Raw genomic sequence first — 21,571 nt, 5'->3', positions numbered from 1 at the left:
TATGGGCTGTGGTCGGGGCGATTGTTGACTTGGGAAATGCGAGGACGGAAGGCAGATGACCCGTTTCATCTTCATCACCGGTGGCGTGGTCTCCTCGCTCGGCAAGGGACTGGCTTCGGCGGCGCTGGGAGCGCTGTTGCAGGCGCGTGGATTCAAGGTTCGGCTGCGTAAGCTCGATCCCTATCTCAACGTCGATCCCGGCACGATGAGCCCCTATCAGCATGGCGAGGTCTATGTCACCGACGACGGTGGCGAGACTGACCTCGATCTGGGCCATTACGAGCGTTTTACCGGGGTGGCGTCGCGCAAGAGCGACAACATCACCACCGGACGAATCTATTCCAACGTCATCGCGCGGGAACGCCGGGGCGATTATCTTGGCGCGACTGTCCAGGTGATTCCCCACGTCACCGACGCGATCAAGGAATTCATCCGCAGCGATCTCACCGACGAGGATTTCTGTCTGTGCGAGATCGGCGGCACGGTCGGCGACATCGAAAGCCTGCCGTTCCTTGAGGCGATTCGCCAGATGGGCAACGAACTGGGCCGCTCTCAGGTGATGTTCGTTCACCTGACTCTGGTGCCCTATATCCCCTCGGCGGGCGAGCTCAAGACCAAGCCGACCCAGCATTCGGTCAAGGAATTGCTGTCGGTCGGCATCCAGCCCGACATGCTGATGTGCCGGTGCGACCGGGAAATCCCCGAAAGCGAGCGGCGCAAGATCGCGCTGTTCTGCAACGTCCCCACCGACGCGGTGATCCCGGCGCTCGACGTCGATTCGATCTATCAGGTGCCGATCAGCTATCACCAGCAGGGGATGGACGACGTCGTCTGCCGTCATTTCGGCTTCGACGCCCCGCCGCCCGACCTCAAGCGGTGGAGCACGATCGCCGAGCGGATCCGCCAGCCCGAGGGCGAGGTCACCATCGCGATCGTCGGCAAATATATCAGCCTGCTCGACAGCTATAAGTCGCTGGCCGAGGCGCTGTATCACGGCGGCATCGCCAACAATGTCCGGGTTCGCCTCAACTGGATCGACAGCCAGATTTTCGAGCGCGAGGATGTCGTCAGCCACCTCGAACCCTGTCATGGCATCCTGGTGCCGGGCGGTTTCGGCGAGCGCGGCTCCGAGGGCAAGGTCGAGGCGGTCCGCTTCGCCCGCGAACGCCGGGTGCCCTATTTCGGCATCTGCTTCGGGATGCAGATGGCGGTGATCGAGGTCGCCCGCCATCTTGCCGGGATGACCGAGGCCAGTTCGACCGAGTTCGGCCCCTGCGAAATGCCGGTGGTCGGTCTGATGACCGAATGGACCCGGGGCAACAGCGTCGAAAAGCGCGATCATGGCGGCGATCTCGGCGGCTCGATGCGGCTGGGCGCCTATGAGTGCCTGTTGAAGCCGGGGTCACGGGTCCGCGAGATTTATGGGGCCGACCGGATCAGCGAACGGCATCGCCATCGCTACGAGGTCAACCTCGATTATCAGGCCGACCTGGAAAAGACCGGTTTGTCGTTCAGCGGCCTGTCGCCCGACGGGATCTTGCCCGAAATCGTCGAACTGCCGGATCATCCCTGGTTCGTCGGCGTTCAGTTCCATCCCGAACTGAAGTCGAAGCCGTTTGATCCGCATCCGCTGTTCACCAGCTTCATCGCCGCTGCGGTGCGGCAATCACGTCTGGTCTAGCAAAAGGGGTTTGGGGCGCATGACTTGCCACCACGTTGCCGTCACGCCCTCTATCGTCTTCGGCAACGATCTGCCGCTGGTCCTGATCGCCGGGCCGTGTCAGATCGAAAGCCGGGACCACGCGATCGAGTGTGCCCAGGCGTTGAAGGAGATCACCGCCGCCGCCGGGATCGGACTGGTCTATAAATCCTCGTTCGACAAGGCCAACCGCACCAGTCTGGCCGGGCAGCGGGGCATCGGGCTGGACAAGGCCCTGCCGATCTTCGCCGAGATTCGCGGCCGCCTCGGTCTGCCGGTTCTAACCGATGTCCATACCGAGGAACAGATTCTCGCCGTCGCTCCGGCAGTCGATGTGCTCCAGATCCCCGCCTTCTTGTGCCGTCAGACCGATCTTTTGATCGCCGCCGGGCGCTCTGGCGCGGTGGTCAACGTCAAAAAGGGTCAGTTCCTGGCACCCTGGGACATGGCCAACGTCGCTGCCAAGATCGAAAGCACCGGCAATTCGCGGATCATGCTGACTGAACGGGGTGTCTCGTTCGGCTATAATACCCTGGTCACCGACATGCGGGCCTTGCCGATCATGGCCCGCACCGGCTGGCCGGTGATCATGGACGCGACCCACGCGGTGCAGGCTCCGGGCGGGCAGGGCGGCTCCTCGGGCGGTGATCGCCGCTTCGCTCCGGTCCTGGCCCGCGCCGCCGTTGCCGTCGGTGTTGCCGGTCTGTTTATCGAAACCCATCCGGACCCAGATCGGGCCCCTTCGGACGGCCCGAACATGATTCCGTTGTCGGCGATGCCCGCGCTGATCGAGATGTTGATGATGCTCGACGCCACGGCCAAGTGCCATCCGCTTTCCATCGAGTAATTCTGCAAGGGGGAGAGGTCATATGACCGCCATTGTCGATATCCACGCCCGTGAAATTCTTGATTCGCGCGGCAATCCTACCGTTGAAGTCGATGTCGTTCTCGAAACCGGCATCCTGGGCCGCGCCGCCGTGCCGTCGGGGGCTTCGACCGGGGTTCACGAAGCGGTCGAACTGCGCGATGGCGACAAGTCCCGCTATCTCGGCAAGGGCGTGCAGAAGGCGGTCGAGTCGGTCAATGGCGAGATCTATGACGCCCTGGCCGGCATGGATGTCGAAGAGCAGCTTCTGCTCGACAACACCATGATCGATCTCGACGGGACCCCCAACAAGGCCCGTCTGGGTGCCAACGCGATCCTCGGCGTGTCGCTGGCCGCCGCCAAGGCTGCCGCCGACGAATCCGGCCTGCCGCTCTATCGCTATGTCGGCGGCGCGTTCGCCTCGACCCTGCCGGTGCCGATGATGAACATCATCAATGGCGGCGCCCATGCCGACAACGCGATCGACATCCAGGAATTCATGATCATGCCGGTGGGGGCTTCCAGCGCCGCCGAATCGATCCGGATCGGCTCCGAGGTGTTCCACGCCCTGAAGAAGACCCTGAAGAAGGCCGGTCACAACACCAATGTCGGCGACGAAGGCGGCTTCGCTCCCAACCTGAAGAGCGCCGAGCAGGCTCTCGATTTCATCATGAGCGCGATCGAGGCCGCCGGGTTCAAGGCGGGCGACGACGTGGTGCTGGCGCTCGATGCCGCTTCGTCCGAGTTCTACAAGGACGGTTCCTATGTGATGGAAGGGGCCAAGAAGACCTTCGATCAGAAGGGTCTGGTCAAGTTCTACAGCAAGCTGGTCAATTCCTATCCGATCATCTCGATCGAAGACGGCTGCGCCGAGGACGATCTTGAAGGCTGGGCGCTGCTGACCGAAGCCCTGGGCGAGAAGGTTCAGCTGGTCGGCGACGATCTGTTCGTCACCAACCCCGAGCGCCTCGCGATGGGCATCGAGAAGGGCCTGGCCAACTCGATCCTGGTCAAGGTCAACCAGATCGGAACCCTGTCCGAGACCCTGGAAGCGGTCGAACTGGCTCACAAGGCCGGCTATACCGCGGTGATGAGCCATCGTTCGGGCGAAACCGAGGATTCGACGATCGCCGATCTTGCTGTCGCCACCAATTGCGGCCAGATCAAGACCGGTTCGCTGTCGCGCTCCGATCGTATCGCCAAGTACAACCAGCTGATCCGCATCGAGGAACAGCTGGGCACCGCCGCCCGCTTCGCCGGAACGGCGATCCGTCGCCGCTGATCCGAAAAGAATAGGACCGGAGAGGGGATCCTTTCCGGTCTTATTCCCTCTGGGGTAGGGCTTGCTTTCCGCGCCAATTCCATGTTGCGGGGGCTCTTTCCCCTCCTTATGATGCGGTTTCCCTGGCGAAAGACGCTTCCCGCACGGGTGGCGCCGCCGTCCCTTCCCCCCAACCGGGACACAGTCAACGCCGATGCTCGACGTTTTTCGCAAATTCTCGAAGACCTGGGTGGTCAGGCTGCTGTTCGCCCTGCTGGCTCTCAGTTTCGTGGTCTGGGGGGTGGGCGATGTCGTTCGCGGCGGTGCCAGCCGTGGACCCGCGATCGAGGTCGGCCGTACCGCCGTCTCGGCGACCGAGGTCCAATCCGAATTCAAGCGCGAGATCGAACGTCTGCAACCGCTGTTCGGCGGCAAGCTGACCGCCGAAGAGGCGCGCAAGCTCGGGATCATGGATCGCACCATTGATACCGTGATCACCCGCTCGCTGATCGACGAAGCCGGTCGCGGCCTGGGTCTGGTCGCGGTCGATGACGTGATCCTGCGCCGGGTGACCGCCAATCCCGCGTTCCGTGGCCCGACCGGTCAGTTCGACCGCGATCAGTTCCGCTCGCGCCTGTCCCGTGTCGGGATGAGCGAGGAGATGTTCCTTCGCGCCGAACGCGGCAACATGATCCGCAATCAGATGGCGGAATCGCTGGCCAGTGGTATCCAGGCCCCGGTGTCGATGGCCGACCCGCTGTTGCGCTGGCGCGAAGAGCGCCGGGTTGCCGAGACCCTTCTCGTTGCCGATGACAGCGTGCCGCTGCCCGCAGCCCCCGATGCCGCGACGCTCGAAGCCTATCACAGCGCCAACGCCACCCGCTTCATGGCCCCGGAATTCCGTGCCCTGACCGTTCTGCTGTTGCGCCCCTCCGACATCTCGGCTGGCATTGACATCGACGAGACGATGGTCCGCGAATCCTATCAGCAGCGGGCCGAGGAATTCTCGACGCCAGAGCGCCGTCAGGTGGCTCAGATCGTCGTCGATGGCCAGTCCGACGTTGCCCGCGCCTATGAATTGCAGGGCCAGGGCAAGGATTTGCCCGCGATCGCCAAGGCTTTGGGCCGCGATATCATCGACCTCGGCTGGGTCGAACGCCGCGATCTGCCCGAGGGTCTGGCCGATGCGGTGTTCCGGATCGAGTCCGGCGCGACCGGTCAGCCGGTGAAGACCGCGCTCGGCTGGCATGTCGTCCGCGTCGGCGCGGTTCAGCCCGGGCGGGTCCAGCCCTTCGCCGATGTCCGCGTCAAGGTCGAACAGGATCTGCGCCGCGAGAAGTCGCTCGACGGGCTTTCCGAACTGTCGAACAAGGTCGAGGATGCGCTGGGCGGTGGAGCCACCCTGGAAGAAGCGGCGGCCCGCTTCTCCCTCAAGGTGGCGAAGGTCGCGGCGGTCGATGCCCAGGGGCGCGGCACCAACGGCAAGCCGGTCGCCGATCTGCCCAAATCCGACCAGTTCCTCGACGTCGCCTTCCACACCGATCTCGGCACCGAAAGCCCGCTGACCGAAGTGCCCGAGAACGGCTATTTCCTGCTGCGCGTCGATCAGGTGACCCCGCCCGCCCCGCGTCCGCTCGCCGAGATCAAGGCCGAGGTCGTGGCCCGCTGGCAGGCCGAACGCCGTCACGAAGTCGCCCACGACAAGGCCCAGCGCCTGCTTGAGCGAGTGAAGTCGGGCGAAAGCATCGCCGCCGTGGCTCAGTCGGCCAATCTGCGCGCCGACAAGACCAAGCCGTTTGCCCGCGAAGGCGGCGAGGGGGTCACCCTCCCGCCCGCTCTGGTCACCGGTCTGTTCGGGGTCAAGCCGGGCGACGTCGTCACCGGCGATCTGCCCGGTGCCACCCTGGTTGCCCGTCTGGCCGAGGTGATTCCCTTTACCGCCGACCCCTCTTCCCCGGTTGTCGAATCCGGTCGCCGCCGTGTCTCGCAAGGTGTCGCCAACGATATCGCCGACCAATTCATCGCCGCCTTGAATGCCTCGATTGGCGTCAAGGTGGATAAGCAGCAACTCAGCAACGAAGAGTAATCATGACGCTCCAGCCCGCTTTTTCCACCTTCGCCCAGACCTATGATTCCGGTCGGCCGCAGGTAGTCTGGCGGGTCTTGGTCGCTGATCTCGAAACACCGGTTTCCGCCTTCCTCAAGCTCGCCAACGGCCAGCCCAACTCCTTTCTGTTGGAATCCGTCGAAGGTGGCGCGATCAAGGGTCGGTACTCGATCCTGGGGATGAAGCCGGATCTGCTGTGGCGCTGCGAGGGCAACCGCGCCTGGATCAATCGCAATGTTCGCTCGGGCCAGGACGGCTTCGTCCCCTGTCCGGTCGCGGAACAGTCGGGCGCCCTCGACAGCCTGCGGGCGCTGGTCGCCGAAAGCCGGATCGACATTCCGCCCCACCTGCCGCCGATGTCGGCCGGGCTGATCGGCTATATGAGCTACGACATGGTGCGGCTGGCCGAGCGTCTGCCCGACACCAATCCCGATCCGATCGGCATCCCCGACGGCATCTATATGCGTCCGTCGATGATGGCGGTGTTCGATAATGTCAACGGCACCCTGACGGCGGTGGCTCCCGTCTGGCCGCGTCCCGGCGTCGATGCCCAGGCTGCCTGGGATCTCGCCTGCGAGCGGCTGTCGAATGTGGTCGAGGCGCTGGAGCGTCCGCTGCCGCTGGCTTACACCGTCGGCGGACGGGACAATCATCAGCCGATCCCCGAGCCGCGGATCACGCCCGACCAATATTGCCGGATGGTCGAGAAGGCGAAGGAATACATTGCCGCCGGTGACATCTTCCAGGTGGTGCTGTCGCAGCGTCTGGCGGTGCCGTTCCATCTGCCGCCGTTTTCGCTCTATCGTTCGCTGCGTCGGCTCAATCCCAGCCCGTTCCTGTTCTTCCTCAATTTTGGCGATTTCCAACTGGTCGGCTCCAGCCCGGAAATCCTGGTCCGCCTCAGAGACGGCAAGGTCACCATCCGCCCGCTGGCCGGAACCCGTCGGCGTGGAGCCAGCCCGGCCGAGGACGAGGCCCTGGCTGCCGATCTGCTGGCCGATCCCAAGGAACTGGCCGAGCATCTGATGCTGCTCGATCTCGGCCGCAACGATGTTGGTCGTGTCGCCTCGATCGGATCGGTCACCGTCACCCGCAAGATGGTGGTCGAGTATTATTCCCATGTGATGCACATCGTCTCCAATGTCGAAGGACAATTGCGCGACGGTTGCGATGCGATGGACGCCCTGATGGCCGGGTTCCCGGCCGGTACCACCTCGGGCGCGCCCAAGATTCGGGCGATGTCGATCATCGACGAATTGGAAAGCGAGCGCCGGTCGTTCTATGCCGGAACGATCGGCTATTTCGATTGTAACGGGAATATGGATACCTGTATCGCCCTGCGCACCACCCTGATCAAGGATGGCACGATGTACGTCCAGGCCGGGGCGGGGATCGTGGCGGATTCGGTGCCGCTGGCCGAGCATGAGGAATGCATGAACAAGGCCCGGGCCTTGGTCCGCGCCGCCGAGGACGCCTACGACTACACCCAGTCCCGCTAGTCGAACCGCCTGGAAAGGCCAAGCCGCGTCGAATCCGATGCGGCTTGGTTCAGGGGGCGCATCTCCCGACCCGTCGCCTCTCTCTGTCTGAGAAGCCCTGATCTTCGCCTCCGATCCTTCGGAGGGGCGATGTGAGGTTTTGCCTGGGGTGTGTATAGCCCAGAAATGGCGAAAGCCTCAAGGTTTCCCTTGAGGCTTTCATGGTGGGCGGTACTGGGATTGAACCAGTGACCCCTACGATGTCAACGTAGTGCTCTCCCGCTGAGCTAACCGCCCGTACTACAAGAATTATGCTCTATTGAGCATCGGCCTTGTGTTCCGCTTATTTAGCTGACCTTTGGCTCATTTGCAAGCACTTTTGCTTTGCTATCGCCGCCGGGTTACTTCGACTTGTTACCTCACCCCGTTGCCGGGGCCGCTTTCTTACTCGACCTTTCCTTCCGACGCAACGAAAAAAACACGAAGCGGAAGAAACGGTCTCGGTTCCCGGAGGAGCCGCCCCGGTGGTGGCCGGGGGAGGTTCTTTTAGCGTCGTTCCCGCTGCTTTGCAAGTGCTTCCGACAGCGATCCGGTATCGATTGCGGCGTGGCTGGAGTGAACAGGAGGTATGACAGCCGCCTCGCGACCTGTTAAACAAGATGGACGAGGCCATGGATACCACCACGATCCCTTTCGCCGTCGATGACGACGACGTTCTCAAGGTTCTGGCGCCAGAGCACCAGACCGTCCCGTTGATCTTCTCCTCCCCGCATTCCGGGCGAGGCTATCCTGATTCATTCATTGCCGGATCCCGGCTTGATCCGCAGGCTCTTCGCCGGTCCGAAGACAGCTTCATCGACGAATTGTATCAAGGGGTGGTGGATCGGGGGGCGCCGCTGTTGTACGCGCTGTTCCCGCGGGCTTATTGCGACGTCAATCGCGAACCGTGCGAGCTTGATCCGGCGATGTTCACCGGGGTGCTGCCGCTTAACGCCAATACCCGCTCTCCCCGCGTTCTGGCCGGTCTGGGGACGATTCCCCGGGTGGTCGCCAGCGGATCGGAAATCTATGCCGGGAAAATTCCGGTGGCCGAGGCCGAGCGCCGCATCGCTCAATGCTACCACCCCTATCACCGTCGTCTCCGCCAATTGGTCGAGGCGACCCAGGCCGCGTTTGGCTGGTCGCTGCTGGTCGATTGCCATTCGATGCCGTCGGTGGGCGGGCCGATGGACCGCGATTCCGGCCTATCAAGGGTCGATGTGGTGTTGGGGGATTGCTATGGCGATTCCTGCTCGCCCCGGTTCACCTCTGCCGCCGAGGCCGCGTTTCGGGCCTTGGGCTATCGGGTCGTCCGCAATTCTCCCTATGCCGGAGGCTATCTGACCCGAGCCTATGGCCGACCGCGTCAGGCCAGTCATGCCCTTCAGATCGAACTGAATCGGGCGCTCTATATGGACGAGGCCCTGCATCAGCACGGCCCCGGATTCGAACAGGTCCGTGCCGATATCGACCGGGTGGTCGAGGCCCTGGCCACTCTTGCCGCCGAAGGAAAGCCGATATGAGCCCGCCCTCTTCTCCGTTGCCGGTGACGATCCGCGATGCCACCGAAGACGACATGGTGGCAATCCAGGCGATCTATTCCTTTTACGTCACCCGCACTGCCGCCTCGTTCGAGGAGGTGGTTCCCGACGTCGAGGAAATGAAGAACCGGCGTCGCTTCGTTTTGTCGCGCGGGTTGCCCTATCTGGTCGCCGAGGAGCATGGCGAAGTGCTGGGCTATACCTATGCCGGTCCGTTCCGTCCGCGCTCGGCCTATCGCTATACCGTCGAGGATTCGATCTATGTCGCGCCGTTCGTGGTGCGCCGGGGGATTGGCGGCACCTTGCTGTCGGCCCTGATCGAGCGCTGTACCGCGTTGGGATACCGGCAGATGATCGCGGTGATCGGCGATTCCGGTAATCACGGCTCGATCGCGGTGCATCGCTCGCGCGGGTTCGGGCAGGAAGGGGTGCTGCGCGGGGTCGGTCTGAAATTCGGCCGCTGGATCGACGCCGTAATCATGCACCGGGTGCTGGGCGGAGACGACCGGCCCTTGCCGGACGGAAGCGTCGCGCCGCCATTGCCGCAATCGTGCTTCCACGACGAGGAAATGGTGTGAGGCCCGGAGGATTAGACCGCAGCGGCGGGCAGGGTGAAGGTAAAGCTCGATCCGACTCCGGGAACAGACTCGACCTGGATGGTTCCTCCCATCCGTTCCACGCTCTTCTTGCAGATTGCCAGCCCGATACCCGTGCCGCCGCCGTAATCCTCGCGGCCGTGCAGGCGCTGGAACATCCGGAAAATGCGCTCGAACTGGTTTTCGGGAATGCCGATGCCGTTATCGGCGACGGTAATGGCGATCAGGTCGCCCTCGGTCCGGCACGAGATTGAAATCATCGGCGTGCGGTCGGGTGGACAATATTTGATCGCGTTGGCGATCAGGTTTTGCAGCACCCGCAGACAATCGTCTTCGTCGGTTTCCGCGACCAGATCGTCGCCGGTGGTGGCGATCACGGTATTGGTTTCCTCGATCGCGACCTTGAGGTTGGACAGTGTCCGTTCGATCGTCCGACTGAGCGAAAACCGCTTCGGCCGTCGCGACACCCGACCGATCCGCGAATATTCGAGCAGGTCGAGGATCAGATTGTCCATTCGCCGCGCCCCATCGACGGCGAAAGCCATGTAATCCCGGGTGTCCTGGTCGATGTCCGTGCCGATCCGCCGCTGGATCATGCCCAGATAGGAGGTGACCATCCGAAGCGGTTCGCGCAGGTCGTGACTGGCGACATAAGCGAATTGTTCCAGTTCGGCATTGATCGCCAGCAGGCGGCGCTCGTTTTCCTTGCGGTCGCTGATATCGCTGAACACCGCGACATGGTTGCAAATGGTGCCGTCGCTGTTCATGACATGGCTGATCGTCAGCCAGACCGGAAACGCCTTGCCGCCCTTGCGACGGTTCCACACTTCGCCGCGCCAGACTCCCGACGTACTCAGCTCGTTCCACATATCGCGGTAGAACGCGGAATCGTGGCGGCTGGAGACGAACATTCGCGGGGTGCGGCCGATCACGTCTTCGGGGGTGTAGCCGGTGGTTTCGGTGAAGGCACGGTTGACCGAGACAATCCGCTCCTGGGCATCGGTGATGACGATCCCTTCGCCGCTGTTTTCGAACACGCTGGCGGCGAGACGAAGATCCTCTTCGATCCGCTTGCGGTCGGTGATGTTGATGTGGCTGACCACCGCGCCGCCGATTCCGCCTTGGACCGGGGCAACATTCATCAGAAACCAGCGGAATTCGCGGGGCGAGTGACAGGGATATTCCCAACTGAAGGTCTCGGCCTGACCGAGCAGAACGGCGCGGACACCGGCCGAGACGGCCCCCCCGTCGGCCCTGGGATCGCAGGCTTTGAGGTAATCGTTGCCGACCCCGATCAGATCGGGCCGCCCCCCGTTTTCGGCGGCGAAGCGGGCCCAGGCCGCATTGACCAGCCGGATGATCCCGTCGGAATCGATCACCGCGACCTGATGCGGCAGCGAATTGATATAGACCTGTAACCGCTTTTCCGCTGCGGTCAGGCGGGTGACATCGACAAAGGTCAGCACGGCCCCGGCTAGGGCCGAGCGCCCAGTGCGATAGGGGCGAATCCGCACCATCATCACCTGACCGTCGCCAGTACTGACGGCTTCGTGCTCGATTGCCGGGCCGCCGTCCAGCACGGAGCGGAGATCGTCGTCGAAGGTGGGATAGTCGAGGTTTAGCGTCAGATCGAAAATGCTTCGGCCGATATCGGCCTCGGCCAAGGCGATCGACACGGCCGCGATCGGGGTGAAGCGGCGGATGCGCCCGGTCAGGTCAAGGAAGATGGTGCCGATGTCGGTGGCGGCAATCAGATTGTCGAGGTCGTCGTTGAGACGGGTCAGCTCCTCGACCTTCGCCGTCAATTCTTCGTTGACGGACTGAAGCTCTTCATTGACGGCATGCAGCTCTTCGTTGAGCGATTGCAGCCCTTCATTGCTAATCGGCAAATTCTCGTTCGGGGTCGGCATCGCTGTCTTCCCCCTCCTTGACCGCAGAATGGGGAAAAACCCATCCCTTTACCGTACATTACTCGTTCGAACGCAAGGTTCAAGGGGAGTAGCGTTGTTGCGGTGCGGTTGAAGAAAGGAAGAGCCGATCTCTCCTGCGATAGAAGAGGGCTGGGGGAATTCCCCCAACCCTCCCGCGTGAAACAGGGCCTAACGAAGGCTTTCGCAGAAACGCTTGATCCGCTCGCACGCCTTGGTTAACGCCTCGGTCGAGGTGGCGTAGGAGATGCGGAAATGCGGCTCCAGACCGAAGGCGGCACCTTGAACCACGGCGACGCCCTCGGCTTCCAGCAGTTCGGAAACGAACTCGCTGTCATTGCCGATCACCTTGCCCGACGGAGCGGTCTTGCCGATCACGCCCGCACAGGACGGGTAAACATAGAACGCGCCTTCCGGGGTACGGCAGGTGATGCCCGGGCACTGGTTGAGCAGGCCGACCACCAGATCGCGCCGCGCCTTGAAGATCTCGGCGTTCTTCGGGATGAAGTCCTGCGGACCGTTGAGGGCTTCGACCGCCGCCGCCTGACTGATCGACGCGGTGTGGCTGACCGATTGCGACTGGATCATGTTGATCGCCTTGATCAACGGCAGCGGACCGGCGGCATAGCCGACGCGCCAGCCAGTCATCGCATAGGCCTTCGACACACCGTTCATCGTCAAGGTGCGGTCTTTCAGCTTCGGTTCGACCTGGACCGGGGTGGTGAATTTGAAGCCGTCATAGATCAGGTGTTCGTACATGTCGTCCGACATGATCCACACATGAGGATGACGCAGCAGAACGTCGGTCAGCGCCTTCAACTCGGCCTCGGAATAGGCGGCGCCGGTCGGGTTGGACGGCGAGTTCAGCACCAGCCACTTCGTCTTCGGCGTGATCGCCCGTTCGAGGTCGGCGGGCTGAAGCTTGAAGCCGTGCTCTTCGGCGCAGGGGACGAACACCGGGACGCCGCCGAACATCAGGGCGATATCGGGATAGCTGACCCAATAGGGCGCCGGGATCACGACTTCGTCGCCGGGATTGATGGTGGCCATGAAGGCGTTGAAGATCACGCCCTTGCCGCCGACGCCGACGGTGATCTGGTCCGGGGTGTAGTCGAGCCCGTTCTCGCGCTTGAACTTGGCGGCGATCGCCTGACGCAGGTCGAGAGTCCCGGCCGGGGGAGTGTATTTGGTCTTCCCGGCGGCCATCGCGACGGCGGCGGCGGTCTTGATATGCTCGGGAGTGTCGAAATCGGGTTCGCCCGCTCCCAGGCCGATCACGTCACGGCCGGCGGCCTTCAACTCGGCGGCCTTCTGGGTGACCGCAATGGTCGGAGACGGCTTGATGGCGGACAGCCGGTCAGCGATGAACGACATGGAGTTGGCCTCGGACTAAAGGGGGAAACGCGGGGGGCGAAAGTACGCCCCTAATCGGTCGCAGGCAAGCGCAAGCATGCCAGAGGGCCGCGTGGCGCAGGGCGAGCGATCGGAAAAAACCCCCTCGTCCCGCCGATGCGGAACGAGGGGGGCCGGATTAGAAGGCCAGAGCCTTGGCCTGAACCACCTGCGGAAGGGCGCGAACCTTTTCCAGCAGATCGGGGGCCACCGGCTGATCGACCTGGGTCAGCAGGATCGCATCGCCCCCCGGCGCGGCGCGGCCGAGATGGAAGGTGGCGATGTTGACGCCGTTTTGTCCCAGCAGCGAGCCCAGGGCACCGATGAAGCCGGGCTTGTCCTGGTTGGTGACGTAGAGCATGTAGGGACCGAGTTCGGCCTCGATCGAAATCCCCTTGATCTCGACCAGACGCGGCTTGTCGCCGCCGAACAGGGTGCCAGCAACCGAACGCTCGCGCTGATCGGTGGTGACGGTAACGCGGATCAGGGTGTGGTAATCGCCGACGCTGTCGGTCTTGACCGTCGACACCTTGATGTTGCGGTCCTTGGCCACCACCGGGGCATTGACCATGTTGACCGTCTCGTTCATCGGCTTCAACAGCCCTTCAAGCACGATCGCGGTCAGCGGCTTGGTGTTGAGGGTGGCGACGTGGCCGATATATTCGATCTTGACGTCGCGGATGCCGGTTTCGGTCAACTGCCCGGCAAAGCTGCCCAACTGGTTGGCCAGCGTCATGTAGGGGCGCAGCTTCGGCGCGTCCTCGGCTGAAACCGAGGGGATGTTCAGCGCGTTGGTGACCGCCCCGGTCAGCAGGTAATCGGCCATCTGCTCGGCGACCTGGAGAGCGACGTTCTCCTGCGCTTCCGAGGTCGAGGCACCGAGATGCGGGGTGCAGACCACCTTGTCGTTGCCGAACAGCTGGTTTTCCTTGGCCGGTTCGACCTTGAACACGTCAAGCGCGGCTCCGGCGACATGGCCGGATTCGATCGCCGCCTTCAGGTCGTCTTCGACGATCAGGCCGCCACGGGCGCAATTGATGATCCGCACGCCCTTCTTCATCTTCGCGATCGCCTTGGCGTCGATGATGTTGCGGGTGGCTTCGGTCAGCGGGGTGTGCAAGGTGATGAAGTCGGCGCGCGGGAACAGTTCGTCCAGCTCGACCTTCTCGACGTTCAGTTCCTTGGCCCGCTCGGCCGACAGGAACGGATCATAGGCAATCACCCGCATCCGCAGCCCCTGGGCGCGGTCGGCGACGATCGCGCCGATATTGCCGCAGCCGACGATGCCCAGCACCTTGCCGGTCAGCTCGACGCCCATGAACTTCGACTTTTCCCACTTGCCCGCATGGGTGCTGGCATTGGCCTGGGGGATGTCGCGGGCCAGCGAGAACATCATCGCGATGGCATGTTCGGCGGTGGTGATCGAATTGCCGAACGGGGTGTTCATCACCACGATGCCGCGCGCGGTGGCGGCGGGAACATCGACGTTATCGACGCCGATCCCGGCCCGGCCCACCACCTTCAGATTGGTGGCGACGGCGAGAACCTCGGCGGTAACCTTGGTGTTGGAGCGAATGGCGAGGCCGTCATACTGGCCGATCACAGCCTTCAACTCGTCGGGCGACAGGCTGGTGTTGACATCGACCTCGATGCCGCGATCCTTGAAAATCTGGATGGCGGCGGGGCTCAGCTTGTCGCTGATCAGAACTTTCGGCATGGATGGTCCCCCGATGGAAGGCGGACGCCGCTCCGGTTGAAGCGGCGTCCGTGACTGTCTTTTTGCTTAGGCGGCCTTGGGTTCGAATTCCGCCTTGACCTGGGCGAAGGCCCAATCGAGCCAGGGCAGCAGGGCCTTGACGTCGGCGGTTTCGACCGTCGCGCCCCCCCAGACGCGCAGGCCGGACGGAGCGTCGCGATAGGCGCCGATATCGTAGGCGACCCCTTCCTTATCCAGGATCGAGACGATCTTCTTCGCCGCCGCGGCCTGATCTTCAACCGAAAGCTTGGTGAAGAACGGAGCCTTGATCGCGATGCAGATCGAGGTGCACGACCGCACCATGGGGTCGTCGGCCAGATTGGCGGCCCAGTCCGAGGAATCGAGCCACGCCTGCACCACCGCCAGATTGGCTTCGGAGCGGGCGATCAGGGCCTTCAGGCCACCGATCGATTCGGCCCATTTCAGAGCGTCGATCTGGTCTTCGACCGCGATCATCGACGGCGTGTTGATCGTCTCGCCCTTGAAGATGCCTTCGCTCAGCTTGCCGCCCGAGGTCAGACGGAAGACCTTGGGCAACGGCCACGCCGGCTTGTAGGTCACCAGTCGTTCGACCGCACGCGGGCTGAGCACCAGCATGCCGTGCGCGCCTTCGCCGCCCAGCACCTTCTGCCACGACCAGGTGACGACGTCGAGCTTGTCCCAGGGCAGATCCATCGCGAACACCGCGCTGGTCGCGTCACAGATGGTGAGGCCAGCCCGGTCCGACTTGATCCAGTCGCCGTTGGGAACCCGGGCACCGGCGGTGGTGCCGTTCCAGGTGAACACGACGTCGCGGTCGAAATCGACCTGAGCCAAATCCGGCAGTTCGCCGTACCCGGCGCGCAGGACGCGGGTGTCGGCCAGCTTCAACTGTTTGGTAATGTCGGTGACCCAGCCTTCGCCGAAGCTTTCCCAGGCCAGGGCATCGACACCGCGCGCGCCCAGCAGCGACCACAACGCCATTTCCACCGCGCCGGTATCCGAGGCGGGGACGATGCCGATGCGGTAATCGTCGGGAATGCCGAGAACGGCACGGGTGCGGTTGATCACCTCTTCCAGCCGCGCCTTGCCGATCTTGGCACGGTGGGAACGGCCGACCGGGGTGTTCGCCAGTGCCTCGACCGTCCAACCGGGACGCTTGGCACAGGGACCGGAAGAAAAATTGGGATTATTCGGCCGGACGTCCGGCCGCGGAAAATCGGTCATAAGATGTAACCCTCCCTCGCAGAAGGGACGCGGCCCGGTGGGGGGCCGTGGCCCGCGCGAAGTTTATGTGGCTCGGGGGAAGGCCGTCAATGTCACATTTTTGTCCCATCCCAAATGGGGGATCGGGGCTTCGGCCAGACCGGCGTCAGATCAGGAACAGGTTGTCCAGCGCCCGGAACAAGTCGTCGCCGAAGCTCGGTCCCTTGAACAGCACCGGGACGCGCTTGGGCAGATGTTTCAGCGACTCGTCGTCGGGATCGAGGCTGGTGATCACCGCCAGCGGGATATTGCGGGTCGAGGGCATCGCCGACAGGCCGACCGCCAGATCGATTCCTTCCAGCGCGGGCATCATCGCCGAAATGATCACCAGATCGGGCTTAGTCTGCACCACCACCGGGAAGGCCTGGAGCGAATCCGGCACGATCGAGACCCGATAGCCGCATTGTTGCAATTCGCGCTCGACATAGCGGGTCTGGGTGCCGTGCGGCATTACCAGCAGGACTTCGACCGCGCGGATTTCGATGTCGGCGAGGTTGAAGCCGAGCTTGGGCGGCAAGGTCCGCACCAAGGCGGCGGGATCGCCCTGGCTGGCTCCGGCCGTTCCCTCGGCCAGCTTCAACATCAGGTCGAAATAGCCGTCGAGATCGTCCCATAAGCGGGGCGGGGCAACCGCCGGAGCATTGGCCAGATACTCTTCCAACCGATGGGCGACGGCAGACAGCCGGTGCATCGCGAAATTGGCGGCCTGACCGCGAAACGTCACGGCGGCGCGACGGCAATCGGTGATCACCGAGGGCAGGTCAGCCCGGCCGTGGCGGGCGGAATCTAGTGCAACATCAAGCTCATGGAGCGTCTCAGCCACTTCATCGACGAACTCGCGCCGAAGCTGCTCGATGACCTCTGTCGGCCCGCTACCCGTTTCGGCCATGACCTTATGCGCCTCGAATTCGACGTGATTGAAATCGGTTCGCAGTGTAGTCGAGCGTCGGTGACCGTGACCATTGCTTTCGTGTACGGCCTCCCTTTCGCGGCGGGAGAAACGGCTGTTGCCGCTGTTGCGTGGCGGGCGCGCTTCGGCGAAACTGCAAGGCGCTAAACCGTATAAATTCCGTTCCTGGTGGGATGGCTTTCTCGAGGTGGATCGGCACTTGCCCTTGGACCAGACCATCGCGCGCATCGTCCATACCGAGATATTGAGTTGCGCTCCCGAAACCTCTGTCCGCGATGCGGCCAGACGGATGTCGATGGCTCGGTGCAGTTCGATTTTGATTGTCGAGGCGGGGCGTCCGGTCGGGATCTGGACCGAGCGCGATTCTCTCTCGGTGGATTTGTCCGACCCGACCGCTCTGGATCGGCCGATCTCAGCCGTGATGAGTGCGCCGATCAAGACCATTCACCAGCAGGCCACGATCGGCGACGCCGGCATTCTGTTCCGGCTCGAAGGTGTCCGCCATCTGGTGGTAATCGATGATTCCGGCCGCGCCACCGGTATCGTCAGCCAGACCGACGTTATCATGCGCCATGGGGTCGAGCATTTCCTGATGCTGCGACGGGTCGGTTCGGCGCTGCGGCGGCCGATGCTGGTCTTACCTGCGACTCTCAGCCCGGCCCAGGCGGCGGCTCGTCTCAACGAGGCGCGGGCCGATTCCGCGATTGTCGAGGGCGGTACGGGTGGTCTCGGCATCATCACCGAGCGCGACATCGTGCGCCTGATCGGCGGAACGGCCCCGCCACCCGCGACAATCGACGCGCTCGCCAGTCGTCCCCTTGTCACTATCGGCTGCGATGATTCGCTGCTGGCGGCGCGGACTTTGCTGGAAGCGCGCCGTATCCGTCATGTCGGCGTCATTGCCGCCGATGGACGGCTCGATGGCGTGCTGTCCTTTTCCGACATCCTGGCGACGCTGCAATACGAATATGTCCATCGGCTGCATGAAGCGTTGATCGAGCGTGACGAGGCGCTGCTGCGCGCTCGCCACGATCTGAGTGTCGCGCGCAAAGTGATCGACGCCTCGCTTGACGGGGTGATGATCGTCAATTCCTCGTTTCAGGTTGAGTTCGTCAACCCTTCATTTACTCACCTGACCGGATATTCTCCCGAAGAGATTATCGGCAACAACCCCAAGGTGCTGAAGTCGGGACGACAGTCCGAGTCGTTCTATCGCGATCTTTACGATTCGCTGGCCCGCTTCGACCATTGGCAGGGCGAAATCTGGAACCGGCGCAAGAATGGCGAGATTTTTCCCGAATGGTTGACGATCAACGTCATCCGCGACGAAGACGGCGACGTTTCGCAATATGCCGCGATCTTCAGCGATATCAGCGAGCGCAAGCGGACCGAGGAGCGGATCAAGAATCTGGCCTATTTCGATGTGCTGACCGGGCTGCCCAATCGAAGGTTGTTTATTGACCGGCTCCAACTCGCCTTGGCCAATGCCAGCCGCTATAATCATGTCCTGGCGGTGATGGTCCTTGATCTCGATCTGTTCAAGCGGATCAACGATTCGCTTGGGCACGGAATCGGCGACCAGGTGTTGGTCGAAATCGCCGGTCGTCTCAGTCGCTGCCTCCGTGAAGGGGATTCGGTGGCGCGGATGGGCGGCGACGAATTCACCATTTTGTTACCACAGATCGAGCAGATCGAGACCGCCGCCCGTCTTGCCGAACGATTGCTCACCCAGATCAAGCAGCCGATCGTCGTCAACGATCACGAACTCTATGTCACCGCCTCGATCGGGATCGCCGTATTTCCCGATAACGGTCCCGGAATCGAGGCGTTGATCAAAAACGCCGACACCGCGATGTACCGGGCCAAGGATATCGGCCGCAACGGCTTCCAGCTCTATTCCCCGGCGATGAATGCCCGCTCGTTCGAGCGACTCAGCATGGAATCCGCGCTGCGGCACGCTTTGGTTCGCAATCAGTTCCGTCTGGTCTATCAGGTCAAGGTCGATCTGATCAGCGGGCGGATGTCCGGGGTCGAGGCGTTGATCCGCTGGCACCATCCCGAATCGGGGCTGATTCCGCCGACCGAGTTCATCCCGCTGGCCGAGAATATGGGGGTGATTTCCGAAATCGGCGAATGGGTGCTGCGCGAGGCCTGCCGCCAATGCCGCCACTGGCTCGATCTCGGTCTGCCGCCGGTGCGGATCGCCGTCAATGTTTCGGCTCTGCAATTCCACGAGACCGACATTCCCGATGTCGTCGGCCGCGCCTTGCGCGATACCGCTTTGCCGCCGCAATTCCTCGAACTGGAACTGACCGAATCGGTGTTGATGCAGCGGGTTGACGAAGTTGCCGAGGTGTTGCGCGACTTGCGGACGATGGGGGTGCGGATTTCGATCGACGATTTCGGCACCGGCTATTCCAGCCTCAGCTATCTGAAGAAGATGCCGATCGACGCATTGAAGGTCGATCGCTCGTTCATTCACGATATTTTTAACGAAACCGGCAGCGTTGCCGATGAAGGGGCCTCGATCGTTTCGACGATCATCAATCTTGCCCATAATCTGAAGCTGAAGGCGATTGCCGAAGGGGTCGAGACCATCGCCCAGGCCGACTTCCTGCGGGCGCGCGGCTGCGACGAGGTCCAGGGCTTTCTCGTCAGTCGCCCGGTGTCCGGCGAGGATCTGATCAGTCTGTTCGACCGCAATCTTCTCCCCGCCGGAACCGAGATGTGAGGCGACATTTCCCTTGGCGGTGATGTCGCTCAGACCGTCTTGCGTTCGGTGGGCAGCAACGCCGCCGCCGCCGCGATCACCAAGGCCGCCCCTGCCAGAATCAGGAACACCAGTTCGAAGCTGCCGGTGCTGCCCCGGATCAACGACACCATCGGTACGCCGAGACCCGACACGCCGAAGCCCAGGACGAATTTGAGGCCAAGCGCGGTGCCGCGCCATCCCGGCGGGCTGTAGCGGGACAGCAGCAGGTTTTCGGCCGGGATCGCCGCCATGTTGAAGACGACGGCCAGGGTCGCGACGACCAGCAGCCCCAGTCCCGAGGCATAGGCCAGCCCGATCAGCATCGGTACCTGCAACAGCGCCGCCGCGACATAGATCCGCCGCGGCGACATCTTGTCGGCGAGATGACCGGCAAGGATCTGGGTCAGCCCGGCCAGCAGATAGACCACGGTCACGCCGCCCGCCGCCGCCAGGATTCCAGTCTCGCCCAGCCGTTCCTCGAACAGCTTGGGCAGCACCGGCTGGGTCGCCTGATAGATCAGCCCGGCGCACAACATCGTTACCGACAGCACCAATCCGGCCCGCACCGTGTCGCCGCGATGGGGCGTCGGTTCGGGCTTGCGGTCGATTTTGGCCTCGACCACCAGACCGCAGGCGAGAAAGATGACAAAGACGATCCCGGTTGCGACGACCACCAGTCCGGGGATCAGAAAGGCGGCGCGCCAGCCCCACAGTGCGATCAGGAAGCCTGCCGTCAACCCGGCCAGGGCCGGGCCGACGCCGCCGAACACCCCGTTGATGCCGATCGCCTTGCCCTTGTCGATCGCGTTGCTCAACAGCCACGAAATGCCGACCGGGTGATAGATCGAGCCGAACAGCCCGACCAGACCCAGCGCGACCGCAAGGCTGAGCGGCCCGGTCGCCAGTCCCGCTGCCACCGCCGCTCCGCCCAGGCCAAGGAAGTAAAGCGCCATCATCCCGACCGTGCTCCAGCGGTCGCCCAGCCATCCCGCCAGCGGGGCGAGCAGACCATAGAGCAGCTTTCCGGCGATGATGAGGGTCAGCACCTCTTCATACGACATGCCGAACTCGCCCGGCAGCACCAGGGCGACAATGAAGAAAATCGGTTCGAAAATGTGGGAATAGGCATGACCGGCGCAGGAAAAGGCCAGCGATGCCCGCGCCGAAGCAGGGGAAATCGTGGGGGCCGGCGCGAATTCCATGATCGTAAACCTCCGGGATGAAACCGGCGGCACTGTGCGCCAGCCGTGGTTCAGGCGCAACTTGACTAACGATCTGACCGTTCTATCCAGGCGGTGTTTTTTCGACGGACTGAACAGCGGGCCGTTCGTCTTGCATCCCCGGCGGGTTTGACCCAAAGTATCGTCCGGTTCCCACGCCATAGCCTTGCGGCCCATCTCCGATGTCCATGTCGAGCGTCATCATCGTCAGTCTTGCCGCCGCCGTGATCTTGGTGATCGGCGGCGGGCTGGTGATGTACATGTCCAGTCTGGTCAAGAACGCCTATGAACTGAAGGTGCAGATCAGCGCCGACATCGACGCCCGTCTGGGCAAGATGGCCGAGGATCTCGACAAGAAAAGCCGCTGGATCAAGCGCGATCTGATCGAGGAAATCGAGAAGATCAAGGTCGCGCTGGAAACGGAAAATGGCCGTAAATTCGAGGCGTTAGCCCTGCCTCTGAACAATTCTCTTGAAGGAATCAACGCGCAGGTCCGGCGCGACCGGGCCGAATGGAGTGCCGCAATCGAGCGCGACCGCCTCCTCATCGCCCAACTCGAGAGCCAGATTGATGCCTTGCGCGGCGATCTTAAGAGTCCGTCTTCGCCTTCGGGCTCTGCCCCGGCCCAGGAACCGATCCCGCTGGGGGATCCATCTGCCGCCGTTTCCACGGTTGCCCCCGCCGCCCCGGCGCAATCCGATCCGCGCACGATGAGTCAATTTCTGCCCGATCTTGGCCGGAAAAGGTAAGCTGTTGCCGTCCTAATTGGACGACGGTTCCCC

General features: G+C 62.9%; 15 protein-coding genes and 1 tRNA gene. 9 read left to right on the top strand and 7 right to left on the bottom strand.

The window, feature by feature from the left end; translation table 11 throughout:
• Nucleotides 1–55 precede the first annotated feature (55 nt).
• The 5 genes from BLW40_RS09940 (at nt 56) to trpE (ending at nt 7,431) form a co-directional block, all read left to right on the top strand.
• Nucleotides 56–1,681: a CTP synthase gene (locus tag BLW40_RS09940; protein ID WP_074768097.1), complete on the top strand. Its 1,626-nt coding sequence runs from the start codon at nt 56–58 to the stop codon at nt 1,679–1,681.
• Nucleotides 1,682–1,700: 19 nt separating this feature from the next.
• Nucleotides 1,701–2,546, top strand: a complete 846-nt coding sequence (kdsA, locus tag BLW40_RS09935; protein ID WP_074768095.1) for a 3-deoxy-8-phosphooctulonate synthase — start codon at nt 1,701–1,703, stop codon at nt 2,544–2,546.
• Between the two features lie 22 nt (nt 2,547–2,568).
• A complete protein-coding gene (gene eno, locus BLW40_RS09930) occupies nt 2,569–3,846 on the top strand; it encodes a phosphopyruvate hydratase (RefSeq protein ID WP_074768093.1) in 1,278 nt (425 codons plus the stop codon).
• 193 nt (nt 3,847–4,039) lie between these two features.
• Nucleotides 4,040–5,911: a peptidyl-prolyl cis-trans isomerase gene (locus BLW40_RS09925; RefSeq protein ID WP_074768091.1), complete on the top strand. Its 1,872-nt coding sequence runs from the start codon at nt 4,040–4,042 to the stop codon at nt 5,909–5,911.
• A 2-nt stretch (nt 5,912–5,913) separates the two neighbouring features.
• Nucleotides 5,914–7,431 carry an anthranilate synthase component I gene (gene trpE / locus BLW40_RS09920; protein WP_074768089.1) on the top strand — a complete coding sequence of 506 codons (1,518 nt, stop codon included), beginning with the start codon at nt 5,914–5,916 and terminating at the stop codon, nt 7,429–7,431.
• 201 nt (nt 7,432–7,632) lie between these two features.
• Here the strand turns inward: trpE and BLW40_RS09915 are convergent.
• Nucleotides 7,633–7,707, bottom strand: a tRNA-Val gene (locus BLW40_RS09915).
• A 374-nt stretch (nt 7,708–8,081) separates the two neighbouring features.
• Between BLW40_RS09915 and BLW40_RS09910 the strand changes: the two genes are divergently transcribed.
• Nucleotides 8,082–8,972: an N-formylglutamate amidohydrolase gene (locus tag BLW40_RS09910; RefSeq protein ID WP_074768298.1), complete on the top strand. Its 891-nt coding sequence runs from the start codon at nt 8,082–8,084 to the stop codon at nt 8,970–8,972.
• Entirely contained in the window at nt 8,969–9,568 is a 600-nt protein-coding gene (locus BLW40_RS09905) for a GNAT family N-acetyltransferase (protein ID WP_074768087.1), read from the top strand. The genes BLW40_RS09910 and BLW40_RS09905 overlap by 4 nt, the downstream gene beginning before the upstream one ends.
• A gap of 11 nt (nt 9,569–9,579) precedes the next feature.
• Here BLW40_RS09905 and BLW40_RS09900 read toward each other — a convergent pair whose 3' ends face one another.
• From BLW40_RS09900 to BLW40_RS09880, 5 genes are all read right to left on the bottom strand, one after another.
• Nucleotides 9,580–11,496, bottom strand: coding sequence for a PAS domain S-box protein (locus BLW40_RS09900; RefSeq protein WP_074768085.1), 1,917 nt, complete (start codon nt 11,494–11,496; stop codon nt 9,580–9,582).
• A gap of 189 nt (nt 11,497–11,685) precedes the next feature.
• On the bottom strand, nt 11,686–12,888 hold the full coding sequence (locus tag BLW40_RS09895; protein WP_074768083.1) for a pyridoxal phosphate-dependent aminotransferase: 1,203 nt from the start codon (nt 12,886–12,888) through the stop codon (nt 11,686–11,688).
• 157 nt (nt 12,889–13,045) lie between these two features.
• The gene (serA, locus tag BLW40_RS09890) at nt 13,046–14,623 is read right to left on the bottom strand and encodes a phosphoglycerate dehydrogenase (protein ID WP_074768081.1); all 1,578 of its coding nucleotides are present in this window, start codon (nt 14,621–14,623) and stop codon (nt 13,046–13,048) included.
• A gap of 66 nt (nt 14,624–14,689) precedes the next feature.
• The gene (locus BLW40_RS09885) at nt 14,690–15,868 is read right to left on the bottom strand and encodes a phosphoserine transaminase (protein WP_074768079.1); all 1,179 of its coding nucleotides are present in this window, start codon (nt 15,866–15,868) and stop codon (nt 14,690–14,692) included.
• 145 nt (nt 15,869–16,013) lie between these two features.
• Nucleotides 16,014–16,796: an Hpt domain-containing protein gene (locus BLW40_RS09880; protein ID WP_074768077.1), complete on the bottom strand. Its 783-nt coding sequence runs from the start codon at nt 16,794–16,796 to the stop codon at nt 16,014–16,016.
• A gap of 208 nt (nt 16,797–17,004) precedes the next feature.
• On the opposite strand from BLW40_RS09880, the gene BLW40_RS09875 reads away from it, so the two are divergent.
• Nucleotides 17,005–19,548 carry an EAL domain-containing protein gene (locus tag BLW40_RS09875; protein ID WP_074768075.1) on the top strand — a complete coding sequence of 848 codons (2,544 nt, stop codon included), beginning with the start codon at nt 17,005–17,007 and terminating at the stop codon, nt 19,546–19,548.
• Between the two features lie 29 nt (nt 19,549–19,577).
• Here BLW40_RS09875 and BLW40_RS09870 read toward each other — a convergent pair whose 3' ends face one another.
• Nucleotides 19,578–20,771, bottom strand: coding sequence for an MFS transporter (locus BLW40_RS09870; RefSeq protein WP_074768073.1), 1,194 nt, complete (start codon nt 20,769–20,771; stop codon nt 19,578–19,580).
• A gap of 206 nt (nt 20,772–20,977) precedes the next feature.
• Here BLW40_RS09870 and BLW40_RS09865 point away from each other — a divergent pair, with 206 nt between their 5' ends.
• A complete protein-coding gene (locus tag BLW40_RS09865) occupies nt 20,978–21,538 on the top strand; it encodes a hypothetical protein (RefSeq protein ID WP_211656755.1) in 561 nt (186 codons plus the stop codon).
• Nucleotides 21,539–21,571: the final 33 nt, after the last annotated feature.

It is taken from the genome of Magnetospirillum fulvum (assembly GCF_900108475.1).
GTDB lineage: Bacteria > Pseudomonadota > Alphaproteobacteria > Rhodospirillales > Magnetospirillaceae > Phaeospirillum > Phaeospirillum fulvum_A.
This window is presented reverse-complemented; position numbering and strand designations above follow the sequence as displayed.